Below are 21,441 nucleotides of genomic sequence, written 5' to 3' on the forward strand. Positions count from 1 at the left end.
ACCTTCCATGTGAGTACTGGAGCCAAGCCCTTTGAGTATGACCGCCCCCACCTTTAAAGTCCTGGTGATTGACGACAGCAACACCATACGGCGCAGCGCGGAAATCTTTCTCAAGCAGGGCGGGCACGACGTCTTGCTCGCCGAGGATGGGTTCGACGCATTGGCCAAAGTCAATGATTACCAGCCTCACATGATTTTCTGCGACATCCTGATGCCGCGCTTGGATGGTTACCAGACCTGCGCCATCATCAAACGCAACTCCAAATTTTCCGGGGTCCCTGTCGTGATGTTGTCCTCCAAGGATGGCGTCTTCGACAAAGCGCGGGGCCGCATGGTCGGTGCGCAGGATTACCTCACCAAACCCTTCACCAAAGACCAGTTGCTGCAGGCTGTGCAGCAATTCGGTGCCGCATTGCAAGGAGCAGCCTGATGCCTATCCAAAAAGTATTGATCGTTGACGATTCCAAGACAGAGCTCCTCTACCTGACAGAGATCCTGCAGAAGAACGGATATACCGTCCGTGCGGCAGAGAACGCAGATGAAGCTTTCAAGCGTTTGGCTGAGGAAAAGCCCCAGTTGATCTTGATGGACGTGGTGATGCCTGGCCAAAACGGCTTCCAGCTGACCCGTGCCATTAACCGCACCCCTGAGTACGCAGACATTCCCATCATCATGTGCACCAGCAAGAGCCTGGAGACAGACCGGGTTTGGGGAATGCGCCAAGGTGCCAAGGACTACATCACCAAGCCGGTGGATGCATCCGAACTGCTGGCCAAGATCAAGGCCCTGGGTTAACGCAGCGCCCCATGGCCAATAGAGAAGCACTTCGAGAATTACAGGCCCGGCTTGCCAGCCGGTTACAGGCCGCTCGTGCCGAAGGTATGTCGGTGGCATGGCTTGCGGTGCAGGCTGCGGGCCGGAAATACCTTTTTCCACTCAGCCAGTCTGGTGAAATCGTTCCGCTTACCCATGTCCAGCCCGTGCCCTATGCGGTGAATTGGTTCAAGGGTGTGGTGAACATCCGAGGCGGACTTTACGGTGTGGTTGATCTCGCTTCCTTCATGTCTGCAGAAACCGGAGAGCCGGTCCAGACCTCTACTTCTCTAGAGCCCAGTGTCGTGACGCTGAACGCAGCTTTGGATGTGAACTGTGCCTTGCAAGTTGATGTCCTGTCCGGCTTGCGTGGTGCGGATGCGTTTTCCCAATCGCACGGCCCTGCAGAAGGTTCTCCTGCTTTTTTTGGTAATGTTTTTGTCGACAGTGCTGGAGAAGCGTGGCAAGAAATCAACTTGCGTATTCTTTCCCAGTCTCCACAGTTTTTGAGCATCAGCGCTTAGTTCATCCGTAAGGTCCCACCATGTCCGTCGTCGATCAATTGAAAAATCTTTTTTCCAAGAAGCAGCCTGAATCGGAGCTGGACTCGCGCCTGAGCCTTGCGATGCCTGATGCGACGGTTAACAGTGCCGAGCACGAAACATTGCAGGAGTCGCAAAATGCGCCTCTTCAAGCTCCTGCTCCCAGTTTGGCGGATGAGCCAGTGGTACCTGAAGGGGAGTTGATTTCAATTCCCCTTCTGGGTCGACGTACCGTGGTTCAGCACCAGCGTACGCTGTTTGTGCTCTTGGGCGGTGCTTTGGTGGTGCTGGCGGGTGTCACCTTTTACGCCTTGAACCAGTCGGATCGCGTTGCTCAGCAATTGGGTGCGACGGGCCAGTCACTGATGCAGTCACAGCGGTTGGCGAAATCGGTGTCCCAGGCGGTGGTGGGAAGCGCTCAGGCGTTCCCTGACGTGTCTGACAGCTCGGGCATTCTTTCCAAATCCGTCAAAGGTTTGCAGTCTGGCGATGACGAGATGCGCATCAACGCACTGAACGAAGACTTCGCGCCTGAGCTCGGGAAGGTGATTCCCTTGGTTGAACGTGCTGACAAGAACGCGAAGGCCGTTATTGCGCAACAGAAAATGCTGACCCAAATCGGATCTGCGTTGCGTTTGATCAATCGGCAGTCTTCAGATTTGCTGGAAGTAGCCGAAACAGTTGCTTCCCTTAAGTTGCAGCAAAATGCGCCCGCCGCTGAAATCTCTGCGGTCGGCCAGTTGGTGATGTTGACCCAGCGTATCGGCAAGTCATCCAATGAGTTCTTGACTGCAGAAGGCGTGAGCCCCGAAGCCGTGTTCTTGCTGGGTAAGGACTTGAACACTTTCAAGGAAATCTCAGAAGCGCTTCTGTCTGGTAGCACGGAGCTGCGTTTGACCGCTACCAAAGATGCTGCGACTCGCGAGCAACTCGAAGCGTTGATCAAAATGTACGAGGAAACTCGTGTTCAAGCGGGTGCGATTCTGGGTAACTTACAAGGCTTGGTCTCTGCACGTGAAGCGCAGGGCGCGATCATTGCGGACAGCGAGCCATTGCGCCGCAACTTGGAGGATTTGCAGGCCAAACTCTCAGGTCAAGCTGGTATCGGTGGGGCATCTTTGGCTTTGTTGGTGGTTGCCGCATTGTTCGCTTTGGTTTGTGCTGGCGGTTTGTCTTACGTGCAGTTGCAAGACAGCCGTAAACGCCAGGTGGTTGCGGAAGATCAGCGATTGGAAGCGGAGCGTCAGGAGCAGGAAGCCAAGCGTGTTAATGACGCCAACCAGGCTGCGATTTTGCGACTGATGAACGAATTGCAAACAGTGGCGGAGGGTGACCTGACCCAGGAAGCCACGGTGACCGAGGACATTACCGGCGCTATTGCCGACTCGGTGAATTACACGGTGGAAGAGCTGCGCTCGCTGGTGTCCAACGTACAGAACACAGCGGCCCGAGTCGCCCAAACAACCGCAGATGTGGATGCGACCTCTACCGAACTGCTTGCTGCTTCCAACGAGCAACTGCACGAGATTCGTGAAACCGGTAAGTCCGTTCTGGATATGGCGGGTCGTATTAACGAAGTGTCGGCTCAAGCGCAAGAGTCTGCGACGGTAGCCCGCCAGTCGCTCCAGGCGGCGGAATCAGGTTTGCAGGCGGTGCAAAACGCGATCGGTGGTATGAACTCCATCCGTGACCAGATCCAGGAAACCTCCAAACGCATCAAGCGACTCGGTGAATCTTCCCAAGAGATTGGTGAAATTACAGAGCTGATTTCTGACATTACCGAACAGACCAACGTTCTGGCGTTGAACGCAGCTATCCAGGCGGCATCTGCCGGTGAAGCCGGTCGAGGCTTCTCAGTGGTGGCGGAAGAAGTGCAGCGTTTGGCCGAGCGCTCTGCCGACGCGACGCGACAGATTGCTGCGCTGGTGAAAGCCATTCAGACCGACACCCAAGATGCTATCGGCGCTATGGAGCGCTCTACACAGGGTGTGGTGGAGGGGGCTAAGCTCTCCGATAACGCCGGTACCGCACTGACAGAAATTGATCGGGTGTCCCGTCAAGTGGCGGATCTGATTGAACAGATTTCGAATGCTGCGTCCCGTGAGGCCGGCCTTGCCAACGTGGTGGCGGACAACATCCAGCACATTTTCGCGGTGACCGAGCAGACCGGAGAAGGTACCCGTGCCACTGCAAACCAGGTGCGGGAACTGTCCCGCATGGCCGAGGAGTTGCGTCAGTCGGTATCCCGATTCAAGATTTCCTGATCGCACTTTGCCGCGTTCGATTGCCCCGTGATTTCCTGGAGAGCCTGAACCCATGTCGTCAAACCTTGTCGCTCCCGGAGACAATGAGCTTTCAATCACCGATCTCGGGCCATTGGCTTGGGTTTTGGATGAGCTGCGCAAGTCGCTTGACGGCGCAACCAAAGCAATGCGCCGTTTCGTTCGCGACGCGGAACTCGCACGTGGATCTGATCTGACAGAGTTGGATGCCAGCCATTTGCGGATTGCTCGCCAGCAATTGCATCAGGCTGTAGGCGCGCTGGAAATGGTGGGCTTGGAGGCCCCGGCAAAATTTCTGAGGGCCATGGAGTCTTTGGCCCAGCGCTTTGTGCAGCGGCCCGAGCAGTGCAGTGATGAGGCCGCTAACTGCATGGAGCGCGCAAGCTTCGCGTTGACCGAATATCTTGATGGTGTCTTGAAGGGCAAGGCCGCATCGTCTGTAGCTTTGTTCCCTCAGTACAAGACCTTGCTGGAAATGGCGGGCGCAGAGCGCATCCATCCAGCGGATCTTTGGCCACCAGCCTGGCAATGGGTTTCCATTCCTGTCCCTGAAGGAACAGAGCCGCGGGCTATCGGCCCGGACTTACGCCGTGAAATGGATCACGCCGTTTTACGTTTGGTGAAGTATGGCGACGAAAAAGCCGCCAGACGCCTGCAGGCAATCAGTCTGGGTTTGGCGGCTTCCGCGCATTCGGCCGAAGAGCAGACGTTCTGGATGGTGAGCGCCGCCTATTTTGAAGGCATGGCCTTGCGCCTGTTTGACGGTGATGTCTATACCAAGCGCGCTGCGTCCCGCATTCTTCAGCAATACGTCGCCTTGGCAAAAGGGCAGCATTCGGTCTCTGAGCGGCTGGCGCAAGATATCGTTTTCTTTTGTTCGCGTGCAATTCCGTCCGAAGGATCTGAAGCTCCGGTGTTGGCGGCTGTCCGAAAGGCTTATGGACTCAACCGTAGCAAGCCGGTTGACTATGTCCATGAGCAGTTCGGGCGTTTTGACCCTGCCATGTTGGTGCTGGCCCGCAAGCGGATCGCTGCGGCAGCAGAAACGTGGTCTGCCCTTGCGGGTGGAGATGTCAATCGCTTGAAGCCAGCAGCCGAGCAGTTTGCTGCAGTCGCAGACGCTGTGACCAAGTTGCATGCCGAAAGCGGTGAATTGGCCAAGGCATTGTCACGTGCTATTGAAGCCACCGCACGTACTGGAGCGGCACCATCACCAGCGGTAGCGATGGAGGTTGCGACCTCTGTCCTGTACCTTGAAGCAGCGTACGAGGACCTCGATCCCACAGATAACCAAATGGCGGACCGCAGCGCGCGCTTGGCCCAGCGACTGCAGCACGTCACCGACGGCGGTGAACCAGAGCCGCTGGAGGGGTGGATGGAGGAGCTGTACCGTCGGGTCAGCGACCGTCAAACCATGGGCAGCGTTGTGGATGAGTTGCGGACTACGCTTGCAGAAGTTGAAAAATCCCTGGATCAGTTTTTCAGGGACCCCCGCGACAAAGGTCCTCTTCGCGAGGTCCCCAGTCAGCTGGCGCAAATGCGCGGCGTTTTTTCTGTGTTGGGCTTGGATCAACCTTCGGTTGCTGCGCTGCGCATGCGCGCGAGTGTCGAGCAGTTCCTTGTTGACGATGTAGATGAAGTCAGTGCGCGCAGCGGCATATTTGAAAAGCTAGGGAATAGCTTGGGGGCGATGGGTTTTCTCATTGACATGCTCAGCTATCAACGCACGCTCGCAAAAACTTTGTTTGTCTATGACGAAGAGCTTGGTGAGTTCAAGCCTCTGATGGGCCGCGAGCGTTCTGTATTGCCCGAGGCTTCGGTGTCTTCTGCAGAGGGCATCGAAGATGACATGGCTGCTTTGGCCGCATTGACGGGCCAGTCTTTGCCTGAATCCGTTGGCAACGCTGAGAAAACACAACCGGTGGTGATAACTGCTGCGCCTGCAGCGGAAGATGATGATGACAGCGCTGAATTGCTGGATATCTTCCTGGAAGAGGCTCGTGAAGTCGTCGTCCGTGGTCGAGAGGCCATTGCCGCACTGCAGGTTGATCCAACCAATCTCGCAGACCAAACCACACTCCGGCGTGCATTCCACACCCTGAAAGGCAGTTCGCGGATGGTGGGTTTGAATGACTTTGGCGAGGCAGCATGGTCGTTCGAGCAACTTCTGAATACATCGCTGGCAGAGCAGCGTCCGGCCAGCGAAGCACTCATTGCAACGTCGACCGAAGCGATGTCTGCTTTTGAGCGTTGGGTGCGCGATATTGAATCCGGTGACGCCAGTTCGTGGAGCGCTGCGGAATTCCGCAAAACCTCTGATGCATTGCGTTTGCACGATCAATGGGTGCCTTTGGTAGTACCTTTGGAATCTCCAGTGGAGTCGGTTGAGCAGTTACAGACAGTCGAACAAGAGATTAATGAACCTCTGCCAGCATTGGATCCGCCTCAGCTTGTTGAAGAGGCCACCGAGCTGCTGGCGGATACGCAGGACTTCAATAGTGCGGACTTCGCCGCAACGCAAATCGGTGCGCCCGATATGCTGGAAACCGTTCCGGTGCAAGACTTTGAGCCCACGCAGTTGGCGAGCGAGCTTGAGCTTTCATTGAGCGAGCCTGTGGAGCAGGCAGACTTTGCATCTACCCAAATGTTTGACTTTGAGCAAACGACTGCCTTGGATTCACGTGCATCTTCTGTAGAAGTCCCCTTGGACCCTCAGCCGGAGCCCGAAGAGCTGGAGCTGGGTGACTTCGATTTTGGTGACTTTGAGTCACCCGCAAAAACAGAACTGGCACCCTTGGAAACCCGCTTGGCGGAAATGTATGTCGAAGAGCCACTACCGCACCCGGATTCGGTCGCGGTGGAGGAGCCGGAGCCCCGCGAGTCAGCATTGGTGCTGGAGTTTCCAGAGCCGGTGGTGGTTGCACCGGAGCCACCTGCCGAAGAGGTCGTAGTCGCCGACACGGACGATGGCATGAAAGTCATCGGCTCCTTGCGCATGAGCATTCCGCTGTACAACGTCTATCTCAATGAGGCTGACGAGTGGTCGCGTCGCTTGCAAACGGAGCTGGGTGAATGGGCGATGGAGCTCAGCGATCCCATCACGGACTCTGTGATTTCCTTGGCGCACTCCCTCTTGGGCAGTTCTGCGACAGTGGGCTTTATGGCGCTCTCCAATATGGCCAAGGCCCTGGAGCAAGCCCTGCAGCACGTGCAGTTGCACCGTCAGGTGCAGTCTGCACATGCGGCCGTGTTTTGCGATGCCGCCGAAGACATACGGCGCTTGCTTCACCAATTTGCTGCTGGCTTTGTGAAGGAAGCCGATGCAGAAGTGCTGCACTCCTTGCAGGTCATCATTGATACCGAGTTTCCAGCGCCAGTGATGGAGGAGTCCTCCATCACTGATCCAGAGGTTGAGCCGTTATCCGAATCGATGGAAGCTCCTGTAAATGAGGCCTCCCCCGTACTGGATGCATTCGAGATCGATGTGCCGGATGTTTTGCCCGCCGTAGTGGCAGAGGCTGCACCACTTGTGATCCTGGATGAGCAGGACGACGATCTGGACGCTGAAGACCATCTGGATGCAGATTTGCTGCCGATTTTTGAAGAAGAAGCTACGGAACTCATGCCCCAACTGGGCTCCGCTTTACGCCAATGGGTTGCCAGACCCAATAACCTCGGCGCCCGCAGCGAAGTGCTGCGGTTGTTGCACACACTAAAGGGTAGTGCGCGTTTGGCCGGTGCCATGCGCATGGGTGAAATGGGTCATCGCATGGAGTCGTCCATCGAGCAGCTCGGAGCCGAAGGATTGCAATCCATTCAGCTGGAGCCATTGCTGGGTCGTTTCGATTCGCTGCAAGCCGCATTCTCCTCGCTTGGGAAGTTGCCAGAGTCGGATGCCGAAGGTGTGCCGGACAAGCAAGTTTCTGCACCGCTGGAAGCGGTGCCTGTGACGAATGCCACGTCTGTTGTCGCGCCTTTGCCAAAAACGCTACCCGCTATCCAAGCTCCAGCGATGGCTACGCCGCGTGCGCAGGGTAACCAGTCAGTGCGGGTTCGCTCTCAATTGCTGGATCGGCTGGTGAATCAAGCCGGCGAGGTCATGATTACCCGTTCGCGGATGGATGAGCGCTTGACCCAGTTGCGGACCTCTCTTGGTGAGCTCACCGGAAATTTGGATCGTCTGCGTCAGCAATTGCGTGATGTCGAGCTGCAGGCCGAATCTCAAATGCAATCGCGCTTGGCACAGACCAAGGATTCCGCTCAGGCATTTGACCCCTTGGAATTCGACCGGTTTACCCGTGTTCAGGAGCTGACCCGCATGATGGCGGAGTCGGTCAACGACGTGGCGACAGTTCAGCGTAATTTGCAGCGCTCCGTCGAGGGTACGGAAGACGACTTGATTGCCCAAGGTCGGCAGGCACGCGAGTTGCAGAAGGACTTGTTGCGTACCCGAATGGTGGAGTTCGACGGGATCTCTGACCGTTTGTATGGTGTTGTTCGGCAGGCTTCCAAAGATGCAGGAAAGCAGGTAAAACTGGATATCTCCGGTGGCGCTATTGAAATCGACCGCGGTGTATTGGACCGTATGGCACCGGCGTTTGAGCACTTGCTCCGTAACGCGGTGGCGCACGGCATTGAAACTCCGGCCGACCGAGCAGCCGGTGGAAAAGCGGCTTCGGGCAACATCACGATCCAGGTCCATCAGGAAAGTAACGATGTGACTGTGAGTTTTACGGACGATGGTGCCGGACTGCACTTGGATCGCATCCGCGCAAAAGCAGAAGCCAAGGGACTGATTGGCGTTGGCGATTCCATGAGCGATGCAGATGCTGCCAACCTGATCTTTATGCCCGGTTTCTCCACGGCAGACGAGGTCACTGAACTCTCAGGGCGTGGAATCGGAATGGATGTGGTGAGGGCAGAGGTACATGCCTTGGGCGGACGTATCGAGACCCAGACTCAGGCGAACGCCGGTACAACCTTCAAATTGGTGCTCCCCCTGACGACCGCTGTGACACAGGTGGTGATCTTGCGGATGGGCGAGTTCTCCATCGGTGTACCCGCCAACATCATGGAAACCGTACTGCGCGTTCCCGCTGCCCAGCTCGATACAGCGTATGCCCAGCAAGCATTCAGCTTCGGTGAAGAACAGGTTCCTTTCTTCTGGGGTGGCGCCCTATTGCAGGTCTCCGCCAAGAGTACGGATGCGGGTGGCAAAACGCTGCCGGTTGCCATTTTCCGAAGTGCGGGCCAGCGCTTGGCCGTGCACATCGACGAAGTCTTGGGCAACCGCGAAGTGGTTGTGAAGAACCTCGGTCCGCAACTCGCGCGATTGCCGGGTCTGGCCGGCATGTCGGTGCTGGCATCCGGTGCCGTGGTGCTGATATACAACCCCGTGGCATTGGCATCCGTGTACGGTGACCTAGCCCGTGGGCTTGGAACTGAAGCTACCCCAGTAAATGCATTGTTGGAAACAACCTCCGATGTACCGGCAAAAGCCGCTGTAACGGCCGCGTCCGGAACCCAGCTGCCCTTGGTGTTGGTGGTAGATGACTCCATCACCGTCCGGCGCGTGACCCAGCGATTGCTCAAGCGTGAAGGCTACCGGGTAGCTCTGGCCAACGACGGATTGCAGGCACTGGAAAAGCTGCAGGAAGAAATCCCGGCAGTCGTACTGTCCGATATCGAAATGCCCCGCATGGATGGCTTCGACCTGGCCCGCAACATCCGCGCAGATGCCAAACTGCAAAGACTGCCTATCATCATGATCACCTCTCGCATCGCAGAGAAGCATCGTGAACACGCCCGTGAGTTGGGCGTGGACCACTACCTTGGCAAGCCCTACTCGGAAGACGAGTTGCTGGGTCTGGTGCGGGGCTATTGCTCAGTCGCAGCGCCTGCTTGATCCGTTGATTTTTTGAGGAAGCCATAGCGCGCGAGCGTGCGTGCTCTGGCTTTCGCATGATCAACGACAGGCGCCGGGTAGTTGCTGCCGATCTGAACTCCCGCAGCTGCCAATTCCATAGGTTTCGCGAGCCATGGCGCATGGATGGCCTTGTCAGAAAGGTCAGCCAGTTGTGGCAGATAGCGCTTGATGAATTTGCCTTGCCCATCAAACTTTTCACTTTGGGTCACGGGGTTGAAAATCCGGAAATAGGGTTGCGCATCGCATCCGCTGGAGGCTACCCATTGCCAACCACCATTGTTGGCGGAGAGGTCAAAATCGTTGAGCTTGAGAGCGAAGTACTTCTCGCCCCATCGCCAATCCAAGCCAAGGTGCTTCACCAAAAAGCTGCCCGCCACCATGCGCAGACGGTTGTGCATGTAGCCTGTCTGGTTGAGCTGAGCCATGGCCGCATCAACAATCGGGTAGCCGGTTTTCCCTTCGCACCACGCCTCAAATAGAGCCTCAGCTTCCTCGCCTTGCTCCCAGGCAATGGCATCGTATTCCGGCTTGAAAGCCTGCGTTGCCACGTGTGGAAAGTTTGCAAGGATCTGAAAGTAAAAGTCGCGCCATGCGAGCTCAGCCAACCATACCGAGGCCCCCTCGCTCCCGGTGCGCACCCGCTTTAGGGCGAGGTTCACTAGCTTGCGGATAGATACGGTGCCAAATCGCAAATGGACTCCCAGATAGCTAGGGCCCTTCACGCTGGGAAAATTGCGGGCTTCGCTGTACCGGTCCATGCGCCCCAAAAAGTCCTGCAGCATCGCTTCGCCTGCAGCACTGCCGCCATGCATGCCAAGCGCTCGCAGGTTAGTGGCTTCGAACCCTAAGTCCGCCAACGAGGGCAATGGCTTGGCAAGGGCGTCCGGCGCAGCAGCCAGTACCGCGTGGCCACGACAGACGTCATGGCCTGGTACCAGCTCACTACCTATCCGTGCCAGCCAAGCGCGGTGATAGGGAGTGAAGACTCCGTAAGGCTTGCCGGTCTGGGTCAATACCTCCCGGTCCTCAAAAATGACTTGGTCTTTCACCAAAACGAGCTGCTTGCCCTCAGCCAAAAGTTGCTGCTGCACCGCAGTGTCGCGGGTCACGGCGGCCGGTTCGTAATCACGGGCTACGAATACGGCATTAGCCTGCAGCTGTTTGGCGAGCTCCGGAATGGCAGAATGCGCCACATCGTGCAAAGTGATCAGTGTGCGGGACGCATGTCCTCGCAACGCCTGCAATGAAGACTCCAATGCCGTGACAGACTCTTGTATGAATTCCACCCGGCGGTCCTGGCGCGGCAGCTTGTCCAGAATGGCTGTGTCATACACAAAAACACAATAAACGGTGTCGCAGCAAGCCAGCGCGCGGGACAGTGCCGCGTTGTCTTCGGTGCGCAGGTCGCGCCGGAACCAAACCAACCCGGTAGAGAAGTGAGATTGCATGTCAGCCGTTAAAATCAAACAATGTCCGGCGATTCTGCACCTTTCAATCTCACCAATCATTTCCTGATCGCAATGCCCGGACTGGACGATGCCATGTTCGGCAAAAGCGTGGTGTATGTGTGCGAACACTCCGCGCGTGGGGCTTTGGGCTTGGTCATTAACAAGCCAGCCGACATGCCGCTGCCTGCCCTTTTTGACAAAATAGATCTGCCACTGCATCGTGCGGACCTGGTCAGCCAGCAAGTGTTTCAAGGTGGTCCGGTACAAACCGAGCGTGGCTTTGTATTGCATGAGTCCGTGGTGGCTGAGGGCCAGGGCAGCGACGAGTCGCTGTACTCCTCCACCATGACCATTCCCGGCGGGCTGGAAATGACCACCTCCAAAGACGTGCTTGAAGCCTTGTCCATGGGCTCCGGCCCCAAGCGGGTACTCGTGTCTTTGGGCTACTCAGCGTGGGGTGAAGGTCAGTTGGAAACCGAGTTGGGTGAAAACAGCTGGCTGACAGTCGCTGCGGACCAGTCCTTGATTTTCGACACGCCGGTGGAGCAACGCTATGACCGGGCTTTGGGGCTCTTGGGCTTGGAGTCCTGGATGATTTCGCAACAAGCGGGGCACGCATGAGCGACGCTACGCCCCTTGTGCCTCCCGCCTTCACCACCTTTATTGCATTTGATTTCGGCTTAAAGCGCACCGGGGTTGCCGTTGGCAACCGGCTTATGCGCACCGCGCAGCCGCAAGGCTCCATCCATGCCGAGGGCAATGCCCGCTTTGATGGTGTGGCTGCCAAGCTCAAAGAGTGGCAGCCCGATGCCATCGTGATCGGCGTGCCTTACCACCCGGATGGCGCCCCGCACGAAAACACCGCCCGCGCCAAAAAATTCGGGCGCCAGTTGCAAGGGCGTTTCGGCCTGCAAGTGTTTGAGGTGGACGAGCGCTACAGCACCACCGAGGCGATTGCCAGTGGCGCCAAAGACGCCGATGCCATGTCGGCCTGCATTATTTTGGAACAATTTTTGAGGAACCTCCCGTGACCACATTGGCTTTGGATGCAGAGGCGCTGTACCGCGAACTCCTGCGCGGCGTACAGCAGTTGTGCAATGCAGATACCCGTTTGGTGGGCATCACCTCGGGAGGTGCCTGGCTGGCCGAGCGCCTGCAGGCGGACCTGAAGCTCGCGGGCAAGCATGGCACGATTTCGTCCGCCATGCACCGGGACGACTTCGCCAAACGGGGCCTTTCTTCCGGTGGCCAGACCCAGTTGCCCTTTGATGTGAATGGCGCCGACATTCTGGTGCTGGACGACGTGCTGTACACCGGCCGTACCATCCGCGCCGTGATTAACGAGCTGTTTGACTACGGCCGCCCCGCCCAAGTGCGCTTGGCGGTGCTGGTAGACCGCGGCGGGCGCCAGTTACCCATCCAGGCCGAGTTCGCGGCCGCGCGGGTCAGCCTGGCAGCGCACCAGTCTCTGGCCTTGGCGCGTAACGCTGAGGGTGTGTTTTCTTTTGATGTGCAGGAGGCCTGAGCATGTTGTACAAGCGCAACCCGCAACTCAACAAACACGGCGAGCTGATCCACCTGCTGTCCACCGAAGGACTGCCCAAAAACATCCTCACCCACATTCTGGACACCGCTACCAACTTCGTGTCGCTCAACGACCGCGAAGTCAAAAAAGTGCCCTTGCTGCGCGGCAAAAGTGTGTTCAACCTATTCTTTGAGAACAGCACCCGCACCCGCACCACCTTCGAGATTGCTGCCACCCGTCTGAGCGCGGACGTCATCAACCTCGACATTGCACGCTCCAGTGCCAGCAAGGGGGAGTCGCTGCTGGACACCATCGCCAACCTGAGCGCCATGGCCGCCGACATGTTTGTCGTGCGCCACAGCGAGTCCGGCGCGCCCTACCTGATTGCCCAGCACGTGGCGCCCCATGTGCATGTGATCAACGCGGGCGATGGTCGCCATGCCCACCCCACCCAGGGGCTGCTGGACATGTTCACCATCCGGCACTACAAAAAAGACTTTTCTAACCTCACCGTTGCCATCGTGGGCGACGTTCTGCACTCCCGTGTGGCTCGTTCAGACATCCATGCGCTGACCACTCTGGGCTGTGCCGAGGTGCGCGTGGTCGGCCCCAAAACGCTGGTGCCCTCCGACATGGCGCAAATGGGCGTGCGGGTATGCCACACCTTGGAAGAGGGCATCAAGGACTGCGATGTCATCATCATGCTGCGCCTGCAAAACGAGCGCATGAGCGGCGCGCTGTTGCCGTCTATGCACGAATTCTTCAAGAGCTTTGGCCTCACACCCGAGAAACTGCAACTCGCCAAGCCTGATGCCATTGTCATGCACCCCGGCCCCATCAACCGCGGGGTGGAAATTGACTCGGCGGTGGTGGACGGTGCACAGGCCGTGATCCTGCCGCAGGTGACCTTCGGCATCGCCGTGCGCATGGCGGTCATGAGCATCGTCGCGGGCAACGAAGCGTGATGGCGACTCGCACCCAGATTCAAGGACTGAAGCAATGCAAATTCTGATTCAAGGCGGCCGTGTCATCGACCCCGCCAGCGGCACCGACACCGTGGCTGATGTGGCCATCTCCAGCGGCCGCATCCTGGCCATCGGCACTGCGCCCGCCGGCTTTGCCCCGCAAACCATCATCAACGCACAAGGCTGCATCGTTGCGCCGGGCTTGGTCGATTTGTCAGTGCGCTTGCGCGAGCCCGGCCACGAGCACGAAGGCATGCTGGCCAGCGAAATGGCCGCTGCGGTGGCTGGTGGCGTCACCAGCGTGGTGTGCCCCCCCGATACCGAACCCGTGCTGGACGAAGCCGGTCTGGTCGAAATGCTGCGCTACCGCGCCGAGCGCCTGCACCAGGCCCGCGTGTTCCCGCTGGGGGCGCTCACCCGCAATCTGCAGGGCGAAGTGCTCACCGAAATGCTGCAGCTCACCCAAGCCGGCTGCGTGGCCTTCAGCCAAGCCGAAGTGCCCTTGCTCAACACCCAGGTCACCCAGCGCGCCCTGCAGTACGCCAGCACCTTCGGCTACACCGTGTGGCTGCGCCCGCAAGAGGCCTACCTGGGCAAGGGCGTGGCTGCCAGCGGCCCCTTGGCTACCCGCATGGGCCTCTCCGGCGTGCCGGTGGCTGCTGAAACCATTGCCCTGCACACTATCTTTGAGCTGGTGCGCGCCACCAAGGCCCGCGTTCACCTGTGCCGCATCAGCAGCGCCGCCGGTGTGGAGCTGGTGCGCCAGGCCAAGGCCGAAGGCCTGCCTGTGACCTGCGATGTGAGCATCAACTCCTTGCACCTGACCGATGTGGACATTGGCTACTTCGACAGCCGAATGCGCCTGAACCCGCCCTTGCGCCAGCAGCGCGACCGCGATGCTCTTCGCGCCGCCCTGGCCGATGGCACCATCGATGCGCTGGTCTCTGACCACAACCCCGTCAGCGCGGATGAAAAAACACTGCCCTTTGCCGAAGCCGAGCCCGGCGCCACCGGCCTGGAGCTGCTGCTGAGTCTCGCCCTCAAGTGGGCGCAGGAAAGCGGCTTGGGCGTGGCGGAAGCGGTGGCCACCGTCACCAGCCGTTCAGCTCTGGTGTTGGGTGGTGCTTTGGGTACCTTTGCCGCCAGCGCGGGCCGCCTTACAGCAGGCGGCGCGGCTGACATTTGCGTGTTTGACCCCGCCGCCCACTGGGTGGTCGAGCCATCCGCACTCGTCAGCCAGGGGCAGCACACGCCGTTCGGCGGCTACGAACTGCCCGGCCGCGTCAAAGCCACGCTGGTCGGTGGTCGTGTGGCCTACACCGCAGCCTGAAGCCGCATCAAGCCAAAAACCATGCGCCAACTCAAAGCCCTCTGGCGAATCAGCCGGGTACTCCTGCACGTGCTGGCAGGCGCGTGGCGTATTCGCATGGTGTTTCCCCGGCTGTCGCAGCCAGAGCGGGATGCAGAGGTTCAGGCCTGGGCGCACGCCATGCTTGCGCGGCTAGCTATCAAATTGGTAGTAAATGGCACGCCACCCGCAGGCGGTCCGGTGCTGCTGGCGGCCAACCACATCTCCTGGCTGGATATCGTGGTCATCCACGCCGCGCGGCATTGCCGTTTTATCTCAAAGGCCGATATTCAGCATTGGCCCGTGGTGGGCACGCTGGCGACCGGCGCCGGCACGCTGTATATCGAGCGCGAATCCCGCCGCGACGCCATGCGCGTGGTGCACCATATGGCCGAGCGCTTGAGCTTGGGCGAGGTGCTGGCCGTGTTCCCCGAGGGCACCACCGGCGACGGCACCCATGTGCTGCCCTTCCACGCAAACCTGTTGCAGGCCGCCATCGCAGTGAATGCGCCCATCCAGCCGGTGGCCCTGCAGTTTGCCGACGCCCAAGGCCAACAAAGCTTTGCCCCTTGCTACATCGGAGACGACACGCTGCTCGGCTCACTGTGGCGCACGCTGTGCAGCGACGGCATTAAGGCTGTGGTGACGTTTGGAACCCCGCAAACCGCCGAGGGGCGTGACCGGAGGACGTGGGCTGCAGCGGTCCGGGAAGACATCATCGCGCTGCGTCAGCGCTGATTTGCTCACTTTTTCATAGCTGCTTGCGCATATTCCATGTGCGCCAGAGCTTGATTCGACGTAAAAGTGGCTGGTGCCCCCGACAGGAATCGAACCTGTATCTGCCCCTTAGGAGGGGGCCGTTCTATCCATTGAACTACGGAGACCGGACGCGGGATTGTATCGGCCCGCGCGCGAGGCATCCCCCGTCGCGGGGCGATGTCTATTTGGTCAGGTGCCGCATGGCCTCTTCCAGGCCTTTGAGGGTGAGGGGGTACATCTTGTTTTGCACCAGCTGTTGGATGACCGCGATGCTCTGGCGGTATTGCCAGACGCCTTGGGGTTCGGGGTTGATCCACGCAAACTTGGGGAAGGCGCTCATCAGTCGCTGCAACCATTCGGCGCCGGGCTCTTCGTTGTTGTATTCCACGCTGCCGCCGGGCTGCAAAATCTCGTAGGGGCTCATGGTCGCGTCGCCCACAAAGATCAGCTTGTAGTCCTTGTTGTACTTGCGGATGATGTCCCAGGTATCAAACTTCTCCGCAAAGCGGCGGCGGTTGTTCTTCCACATGAAGTCATAGACGCAGTTGTGGAAGTAATAAAACTCCAGGTGCTTGAACTCGGTCTTGGCCGCGCTGAAGAGCTCTTCCACCCGCTGGATGTGGTCGTCCATGGTGCCGCCCACGTCCATCAGTAGCAGCACCTTGACGTTGTTGTGCCGCTCGGGGCGCATTTTGATGTCCAGAAAGCCGGCATTCGCCGCCGTCTTGCTGATCGTTTCGTCAAGGTCCAGCTCGTCTTCATGGCCTTCGCGGGCAAACTTGCGCAGACGGCGCAGCGCCACCTTGATGTTGCGGGTGCCGAGTTCCTGGGTGTCGTCGTAGTCTTTGTAAGCGCGCTGGTCCCAGACTTTCACAGCGCTGCGGTTACGGCTCTTGTCCTGCCCGATGCGGATTCCCTGCGGGTTCTGCCCGTAAGCGCCAAAAGGGGATGTGCCGCCCGTGCCAATCCACTTGCTGCCACCCTCGTGGCGCTCTTTTTGTTCTTCGAGGCGCTTCTTGAGCGTTTCCATCAGCTCATTCCAGCCCATGGCCTGCAGCTTGGCTTGTTCTTCAGGCGTCAAAAACTTTTCGAGGTTTTTGCGCAGCCATTCGGCCGGAATGTCTTTTGTGAAATCGCTGACGTGTTCGATGCCTTTGAAGTAAGCCCCGAAGGCCCGGTCGAACTTGTCGTAGTGCTTCTCGTCCTTCACCAGCGTGGTGCGGGCCAGAAAGTAGAAGTCGTCAATGCTGTAGCCGCTGACCTCGCCCTCACCATCCGCCGGTTGCGTGTTGGGTCCGACCACTCCTTTTTGCAATGCTTCAAGCAGGGTCAGGTACTCCTTGACCGAGACGGGTAGCTTGGCAGAGCGCAGGGTGTAGAAGAAGTCCAGCAGCATGGCGGTGCCCTCAGGTGCGGGGTTTGTCCAGCAGATACAGCAACTGGGTTTTCACCTCAGGCCATTCGCCGCTGCGCAGGCTGTACATCACGGTGTCGCGGATGGTGCCGTCGCGGCGTAGGGCGTGGCCACGGATGACGCCGTCTCGTCTGGCGCCCAGGCGTTCGATGGCGGCTTGGGACGCGAAGTTGAAGTTGTCGGTGCGCCAGCCCACCACATGGCAGCCCAGCGTTTCGAAGGCGTGGGTCAGCAGCAGTAGCTTGGCGGTGGTGTTGACGTGGCTGCGCTGGCTGCTTTTGGCATACCAAGTCCAGCCGATTTCAACACGCTTGATGGCCGGCACGATGTCGTGGTAGCTGCTGCAGCCCAGTACTTTGCCGGTGGCCGTTTCGGTCACGGCGAAGGCGAAGCGGTGGCCGGCCTCGCGCATGGCGAGTGCGTCCTCAATGTACCTGCGAGTGTTTTCCGGCTCGGGCACCGAGGTCACACGGATCTTCCAAAGTTCACCGTCCGCGGCGGCGGCCCGCAGTCCGGCTTCGTGTTCCAGCGCCAGCGGCAGCAGGGTCACGCCGCGGGCGCTCAGGGTGACAGGCTCAACGAATGCCATGTTTATTCCTTGGGGGTGTCGGACTGGCGGTTACGCCATTTGCGTGCCAGTTGCAAGCCGATGCCTCCGCCCAAGCCTACCAGCACAATCGCGCCCACGCTGGCATTGCCATAGCCGGGTGCAAACAGGTCCAAGCCCAGCAGGCGCCCGATCCAGAAACCCGCCAATGCGCCGCCTACAAAGCCCACGGCATCCGAAATGCCTTCCAGCAACAGTTTGGAACTCATGGCGATCAGCGGTTATGGCGTTGCATGAACATCAGCTTTTCAAACAGCGTGACGTCTTGTTCGTTCTTCAGCAGTGCGCCCACCAGCGGGGGGACGGCCATTTTGTCGTCTTTGCTTTGCAGCGCTTCAGCGGGAATGTCTTCGGCCAGCAGCAGCTTGAGCCAATCCAGCAGTTCGCTGGTAGAGGGCTTTTTCTTCAAGCCGGGCAGGTTGCGCACCTCGAAGAAGGTTTTCATGGCGGCGCTGACCAGCTCTTTTTTCAGGCCGGGGAAGTGCACATCCACAATGCTTTGCATGGTGGCGGCGTCCGGGAACTTGATGTAGTGGAAGAAGCAGCGGCGCAAGAAGGCGTCAGGCAGTTCCTTCTCGTTGTTGGAGGTAATGAACACCAGAGGCCGGTGCTTGGCCTTGATCAGCTGGCGCGTTTCGTAGCAATAGAACTCCATGCGGTCGATCTCACGCAACAGGTCGTTGGGGAACTCGATGTCCGCCTTGTCGATTTCGTCAATCAGCAGTGCAACTGGCTGGTCGGCGGTAAAGGCCTGCCACAGCACGCCTTTGATGATGTAGTTGTTGATGTCTTTGACGCGCTCACCGCCGTCCACATCTGAGAGCTGCGAGTCGCGCAGGCGGCTCACGGCGTCGTATTCGTACAGACCCTGCTGGGCTTTGGTGGTGGATTTGATGTGCCATTGCAACAAAGGCATGCCCAAAGCTTCAGACACCTCTTCGGCAAGCATGGTTTTGCCGGTGCCGGGTTCGCCCTTGACGAGCAGGGGGCGCTGCAGGGTGATGGCGGCATTGACCGACAGCATCAGGTCCTGGGTGGCAACGTAGTTGGAGGTACCGGTGAATTTCATAGCAAATGCTTCGGCGTTGTCGCTTGATGGGGATCAAACATAGGGGTTCTACGGAGGGCCTTGTCGATATAATGGTTTGATACAACCACCACGTCATCACTCTGTGATTGTCCTCGCAAAATGAACAAAATTCTCTTGTCGCTGTCCGCCGCGCTTGTCGCCTCTGTGACCGTTTTTGCAGCTCATGCCGAGGGCGTGCAGGGTGATGTGCAGGCCGGCGCCAAAAAGAACGCCATGTGCATCGGCTGCCACGGCATCGTGGGCTACCAAGCCAGCTTCCCCGAAATTCATAAGGTTCCCAAGATTTCCGGCCAAAGCGGCAAGTACATTGCTGCCTCCCTGAACGCCTACAAGAAGGGCGAGCGCAAGCACCCCTCCATGAAGGGCATCGCCGCGTCCTTGACCGATCAGGACATCGCTGACTTGGCCGCTTATTACGAAGCTAGCGGCGTGGTGGAAGGTGCCCCCGCTCTGGAAAAAGCAGCTCCCGGTTCTGAAAAGGTCAACGCCTTGCTGACCAAAGGCAACTGCGCCTCTTGCCACGGTGAGTCTTTGAGTAAGCCGATCGACCCCACCTACCCCAAGATTGCCGGCCAGCACAGCGACTACCTGTATGTTGCGCTTAAGGCTTACAAGGTTGAAGGTAACGCGAACGTCGGCCGCGGTAACGCCATCATGGGCGGTGTGGCCAAGCAGTTCAGCAATGCCGAGCTCAAGGAGCTGGCCAACTACGTAGGTGCTTTGCCCACGGAGTTGAAAGTGGTTCCCCAGAGCCGCTTCAAGTAAGCCTCCGGCGTCTACCACATTCAAAAGCCGCTCGATGAGCGGCTTTTTCGTTTCCGGCTATTTCGCAGTGACCGGCACGATAGGGATCATCGGCATGCGAGTGTCCACCACAAAGTAGCTGGGACATTGGTAGCGCGCTATGTCGTGGCTGTGCAGCGGGAAGGACCCGCAATTCGAAACCTTACGCAAAGGCGAGTGGTAAATGCCACACTGAAAGCGCTGTGGCCCGGCGGGTTCCAGAAACATGCATTGGTGGTCCATGCAGCAGTTGCCGCACTGAATGCACTCGCCCTCGATGTGCTCCGGCACCTGGCGCTCGCGTCCGGCCACGTCTTGAAAGTAATGCAAAGCGGGGCCGGCTTGCATGGCCCGGATATGGCGGTGCGCGTTGCGCATGGTGCCCCGGTAGTCCCGCAGGTAGCGCTTGCGCCAGAACACCAGGCTGGCCAGGGCCGGTGCAATTGGAATGCTGACGTACGCACAGCCTATCAGTGCTTTGGCGGCCCATCGTGCCATGTGATGTCGCAAAGTCGCCCCCCTTGTCTTGGATGCCGGATGCTAGGCAAGCTTTGCGGCAAAACCGTGACATGGCCTTTTCACATCCGGTGTCACCGTGCCTTCACATGCAAACGGCAGCATGCGCAGCTTCAACTTTTGCTGAACCATGCACGCCACATCCCGAACTATGCCCCGTGCCTTCTATGTGCTGCTTGCGGTGCAGTTCGTTTCTACCCTGGCGGATAACGCGTTCCTTATCGTCGCGATTGCCCGCGTGATGGAGCTGGCCGAGGCGGATTGGCGCATCCCCCTTCTGAAAATCGGCTTCACCTTGTTTTATGTGTTGCTGGCCCCTCTGGTGGGGCCGGTGGCTGACGCCTTCCCCAAAGGGCGGGTCATGGTGCTGTCGAATGCCCTCAAGGTGGTGGCTATGGTGCTGCTGCTTCACGGGGTGGATCCGCTCTTGGCCATCGTGGTGGCGGGCTGGGGCGCTGCGCTGTATGCCCCTGCCAAATACGGCTTGATGACCGAGTTGCTGCCGTCCAGTGAGCTGGTGCGGGCCAATGGTTTTTTTGAAGGTGCCACGGTATGCGCCGTGATTTTCGGGACCGTGCTGGGCGGTGTATTGATCAGTCCGCTGTTGCCGGTGTTGCAAGGGCCGCTGTTGTGGAGCTGGCAGGGGGCTACTGGCACCGCCCTGTTGGCGGGCATGCTGGTGTTGCTGGCTTTGAATAGCGTGGCCATGCTGGTGTGCTTTGTAATACCTGACAGCGGTGCGCGGTATGACCCGTATTCGATTCACCCACGTGCCCTTGCGGTTCGTTTCTGGCGTGAAAACATTCTTTTGTGGCGGGATGCCGTGGGCGGCATGTCCATGTCGGTGACCACCTTGCTGCGGGGGGTCGGGGCGACCTTGCAATTGGTGGTGCTGCGTTGGGCGAATGAGGCCCTGGGTTTGCCACTGGACAAAGCGGCTTACTTGCAGGGTGTCACTGCACTGGGTGTCGTGGCCGGGGCCATAGCCGCCAGCCGCTATGTAGCACTGGACCGGGCAGTACGCCTCTTGCCTTTGGGGCTGCTATTGGGGCTGGTCATCCCGCTCATGCTGTGGGTCCGATCCATTCCCATGGCCGCCGTGTTGATGGTGGTGGTCGGTGCGATGGCCGGTTTCTTTGTGGTGCCCATGAATGCCCTATTGCAGCACCGTGGCTACACCTTGTTGACGGCAGGTCGCTCCATCGCGGTCCAGGGTTTCAATGAGAACGCGGGCATGCTGGTCATGCTGGCGGTCTATGCAGGCGCCACCGCGCTGCACTTGCAGCTCAGCACATTGGTATTGGGGTTCGGTGCTTTGGTGACGGTGGGCATGGTGCTGGTGTGCGTTGCCTATCGCGGGCAGTGGATGCCGGCGCGACTGGCTTGATAGACGTCAAACTGTCAAAAAAGCATCATCAAGCTG

General features: G+C 58.8%; 19 protein-coding genes and 1 tRNA gene. 13 read left to right on the forward strand and 7 right to left on the reverse strand.

Going from position 1 to position 21,441, the window contains the following annotated elements:
• The first annotated feature begins 37 nt into the window (after positions 1-37).
• The 5 genes from ACOAP0_RS13295 to ACOAP0_RS13315 are packed head-to-tail and all read left to right on the forward strand — an operon-like array spanning position 38 to position 9,542.
• Positions 38-430: a response regulator gene (locus ACOAP0_RS13295; protein WP_498376789.1), complete on the forward strand. Its 393-nt coding sequence runs from the start codon at positions 38-40 to the stop codon at positions 428-430.
• Positions 430-795, forward strand: a complete 366-nt coding sequence (locus ACOAP0_RS13300; RefSeq protein ID WP_087496355.1) for a response regulator — start codon at positions 430-432, stop codon at positions 793-795. The genes ACOAP0_RS13295 and ACOAP0_RS13300 overlap by 1 nt, the downstream gene beginning before the upstream one ends.
• A gap of 11 nt (positions 796-806) precedes the next feature.
• A complete protein-coding gene (locus tag ACOAP0_RS13305; protein WP_498376790.1) occupies positions 807-1,337 on the forward strand; it encodes a chemotaxis protein CheW in 531 nt (176 codons plus the stop codon).
• A 20-nt stretch (positions 1,338-1,357) separates the two neighbouring features.
• On the forward strand, positions 1,358-3,619 hold the full coding sequence (locus ACOAP0_RS13310) for a methyl-accepting chemotaxis protein (protein WP_498376791.1): 2,262 nt from the start codon (positions 1,358-1,360) through the stop codon (positions 3,617-3,619).
• A gap of 52 nt (positions 3,620-3,671) precedes the next feature.
• On the forward strand, positions 3,672-9,542 hold the full coding sequence (locus ACOAP0_RS13315; RefSeq protein ID WP_498376792.1) for a hybrid sensor histidine kinase/response regulator: 5,871 nt from the start codon (positions 3,672-3,674) through the stop codon (positions 9,540-9,542).
• Here ACOAP0_RS13315 and ACOAP0_RS13320 read toward each other — a convergent pair.
• Positions 9,515-11,011, reverse strand: a complete 1,497-nt coding sequence (locus ACOAP0_RS13320; RefSeq protein WP_498376793.1) for a cryptochrome/photolyase family protein — start codon at positions 11,009-11,011, stop codon at positions 9,515-9,517. The two genes, ACOAP0_RS13315 and ACOAP0_RS13320, sit on opposite strands and share 28 nt — an antisense overlap.
• Before the next feature lie 21 nt (positions 11,012-11,032).
• Between ACOAP0_RS13320 and ACOAP0_RS13325 the strand changes: the two genes are divergently transcribed.
• Genes ACOAP0_RS13325 through ACOAP0_RS13350 form a run of 6 tightly spaced genes read left to right on the forward strand, consistent with a single transcriptional unit; the run spans position 11,033 to position 15,587 of the window.
• A complete protein-coding gene (locus ACOAP0_RS13325) occupies positions 11,033-11,632 on the forward strand; it encodes a YqgE/AlgH family protein (protein ID WP_087496360.1) in 600 nt (199 codons plus the stop codon).
• Positions 11,629-12,042 carry a Holliday junction resolvase RuvX gene (gene ruvX / locus ACOAP0_RS13330; RefSeq protein ID WP_498376794.1) on the forward strand — a complete coding sequence of 138 codons (414 nt, stop codon included), beginning with the start codon at positions 11,629-11,631 and terminating at the stop codon, positions 12,040-12,042. Before ACOAP0_RS13325 ends, ruvX begins: the two co-directional genes overlap by 4 nt.
• Positions 12,039-12,536: a bifunctional pyr operon transcriptional regulator/uracil phosphoribosyltransferase PyrR gene (pyrR, locus tag ACOAP0_RS13335; RefSeq protein ID WP_087496362.1), complete on the forward strand. Its 498-nt coding sequence runs from the start codon at positions 12,039-12,041 to the stop codon at positions 12,534-12,536. Before ruvX ends, pyrR begins: the two co-directional genes overlap by 4 nt.
• 2 nt (positions 12,537-12,538) lie before the next feature.
• A complete protein-coding gene (locus tag ACOAP0_RS13340; protein ID WP_087496363.1) occupies positions 12,539-13,501 on the forward strand; it encodes an aspartate carbamoyltransferase catalytic subunit in 963 nt (320 codons plus the stop codon).
• 34 nt (positions 13,502-13,535) lie between these two features.
• Positions 13,536-14,831: a dihydroorotase gene (locus ACOAP0_RS13345; protein ID WP_498376795.1), complete on the forward strand. Its 1,296-nt coding sequence runs from the start codon at positions 13,536-13,538 to the stop codon at positions 14,829-14,831.
• Between the two features lie 21 nt (positions 14,832-14,852).
• Complete coding sequence (locus tag ACOAP0_RS13350; protein ID WP_498376796.1) at positions 14,853-15,587, forward strand: lysophospholipid acyltransferase family protein; 735 nt, start codon at positions 14,853-14,855, stop codon at positions 15,585-15,587.
• A 71-nt stretch (positions 15,588-15,658) separates the two neighbouring features.
• On the opposite strand, the gene ACOAP0_RS13355 is transcribed toward ACOAP0_RS13350, so the two are convergent.
• From ACOAP0_RS13355 to ACOAP0_RS13375, 5 genes are all read right to left on the reverse strand, one after another.
• Positions 15,659-15,733 (reverse strand) — tRNA-Arg (locus tag ACOAP0_RS13355).
• A 56-nt stretch (positions 15,734-15,789) separates the two neighbouring features.
• Positions 15,790-17,004 carry a vWA domain-containing protein gene (locus ACOAP0_RS13360; RefSeq protein WP_498376797.1) on the reverse strand — a complete coding sequence of 405 codons (1,215 nt, stop codon included), beginning with the start codon at positions 17,002-17,004 and terminating at the stop codon, positions 15,790-15,792.
• 10 nt (positions 17,005-17,014) lie between these two features.
• Positions 17,015-17,611 carry a GNAT family N-acetyltransferase gene (locus tag ACOAP0_RS13365; protein ID WP_481875339.1) on the reverse strand — a complete coding sequence of 199 codons (597 nt, stop codon included), beginning with the start codon at positions 17,609-17,611 and terminating at the stop codon, positions 17,015-17,017.
• Positions 17,612-17,613: 2 nt separating this feature from the next.
• Positions 17,614-17,838: a hypothetical protein gene (locus ACOAP0_RS13370; protein WP_198301842.1), complete on the reverse strand. Its 225-nt coding sequence runs from the start codon at positions 17,836-17,838 to the stop codon at positions 17,614-17,616.
• Positions 17,839-17,843: 5 nt separating this feature from the next.
• Positions 17,844-18,698: an AAA family ATPase gene (locus tag ACOAP0_RS13375; RefSeq protein ID WP_087496369.1), complete on the reverse strand. Its 855-nt coding sequence runs from the start codon at positions 18,696-18,698 to the stop codon at positions 17,844-17,846.
• A gap of 120 nt (positions 18,699-18,818) precedes the next feature.
• Here ACOAP0_RS13375 and ACOAP0_RS13380 point away from each other — a divergent pair, with 120 nt between their 5' ends.
• Positions 18,819-19,484 carry a c-type cytochrome gene (locus tag ACOAP0_RS13380; RefSeq protein ID WP_498376798.1) on the forward strand — a complete coding sequence of 222 codons (666 nt, stop codon included), beginning with the start codon at positions 18,819-18,821 and terminating at the stop codon, positions 19,482-19,484.
• 57 nt (positions 19,485-19,541) lie between these two features.
• Here ACOAP0_RS13380 and ACOAP0_RS13385 read toward each other — a convergent pair whose 3' ends face one another.
• Positions 19,542-20,000: a hypothetical protein gene (locus ACOAP0_RS13385; protein WP_087496371.1), complete on the reverse strand. Its 459-nt coding sequence runs from the start codon at positions 19,998-20,000 to the stop codon at positions 19,542-19,544.
• 148 nt (positions 20,001-20,148) lie between these two features.
• Here ACOAP0_RS13385 and lplT point away from each other — a divergent pair, with 148 nt between their 5' ends.
• The gene (gene lplT, locus ACOAP0_RS13390) at positions 20,149-21,405 is read left to right on the forward strand and encodes a lysophospholipid transporter LplT (RefSeq protein ID WP_498376799.1); all 1,257 of its coding nucleotides are present in this window, start codon (positions 20,149-20,151) and stop codon (positions 21,403-21,405) included.
• Positions 21,406-21,441 lie beyond the last annotated feature (36 nt).

Source organism: Curvibacter sp. Hmag1.1, from assembly GCF_059769165.1.

Bases quoted from the DNA above. Each gene is read 5' to 3' on its own strand.
- ACOAP0_RS13305 (WP_498376790.1), top strand. From the start codon at position 807: ATGGCCAATAGAGAAGCACTTCGAGAATTACAGGCCCGGCTTGCCAGC.
- ACOAP0_RS13295 (WP_498376789.1), top strand. From the start codon at position 38: ATGACCGCCCCCACCTTTAAAGTCCTGGTGATTGACGACAGCAACACC.
- ACOAP0_RS13310 (WP_498376791.1), top strand. From the start codon at position 1,358: ATGTCCGTCGTCGATCAATTGAAAAATCTTTTTTCCAAGAAGCAGCCT.
- ACOAP0_RS13340 (WP_087496363.1), top strand. From the start codon at position 12,539: ATGTTGTACAAGCGCAACCCGCAACTCAACAAACACGGCGAGCTGATC.
- ACOAP0_RS13350 (WP_498376796.1), top strand. From the start codon at position 14,853: ATGCGCCAACTCAAAGCCCTCTGGCGAATCAGCCGGGTACTCCTGCAC.
- ACOAP0_RS13320 (WP_498376793.1), bottom strand. From the start codon at position 11,011: ATGCAATCTCACTTCTCTACCGGGTTGGTTTGGTTCCGGCGCGACCTG.
- ACOAP0_RS13315 (WP_498376792.1), top strand. From the start codon at position 3,672: ATGTCGTCAAACCTTGTCGCTCCCGGAGACAATGAGCTTTCAATCACC.
- ACOAP0_RS13370 (WP_198301842.1), bottom strand. From the start codon at position 17,838: ATGAGTTCCAAACTGTTGCTGGAAGGCATTTCGGATGCCGTGGGCTTT.
- ACOAP0_RS13345 (WP_498376795.1), top strand. From the start codon at position 13,536: ATGCAAATTCTGATTCAAGGCGGCCGTGTCATCGACCCCGCCAGCGGC.
- ACOAP0_RS13360 (WP_498376797.1), bottom strand. From the start codon at position 17,004: ATGCTGCTGGACTTCTTCTACACCCTGCGCTCTGCCAAGCTACCCGTC.
- ACOAP0_RS13380 (WP_498376798.1), top strand. From the start codon at position 18,819: ATGAACAAAATTCTCTTGTCGCTGTCCGCCGCGCTTGTCGCCTCTGTG.
- ACOAP0_RS13365 (WP_481875339.1), bottom strand. From the start codon at position 17,611: ATGGCATTCGTTGAGCCTGTCACCCTGAGCGCCCGCGGCGTGACCCTG.
- ruvX (WP_498376794.1), top strand. From the start codon at position 11,629: ATGAGCGACGCTACGCCCCTTGTGCCTCCCGCCTTCACCACCTTTATT.
- ACOAP0_RS13385 (WP_087496371.1), bottom strand. From the start codon at position 20,000: ATGGCACGATGGGCCGCCAAAGCACTGATAGGCTGTGCGTACGTCAGC.
- ACOAP0_RS13375 (WP_087496369.1), bottom strand. From the start codon at position 18,698: ATGAAATTCACCGGTACCTCCAACTACGTTGCCACCCAGGACCTGATG.
- lplT (WP_498376799.1), top strand. From the start codon at position 20,149: ATGCACGCCACATCCCGAACTATGCCCCGTGCCTTCTATGTGCTGCTT.
- ACOAP0_RS13300 (WP_087496355.1), top strand. From the start codon at position 430: ATGCCTATCCAAAAAGTATTGATCGTTGACGATTCCAAGACAGAGCTC.
- ACOAP0_RS13325 (WP_087496360.1), top strand. From the start codon at position 11,033: ATGTCCGGCGATTCTGCACCTTTCAATCTCACCAATCATTTCCTGATC.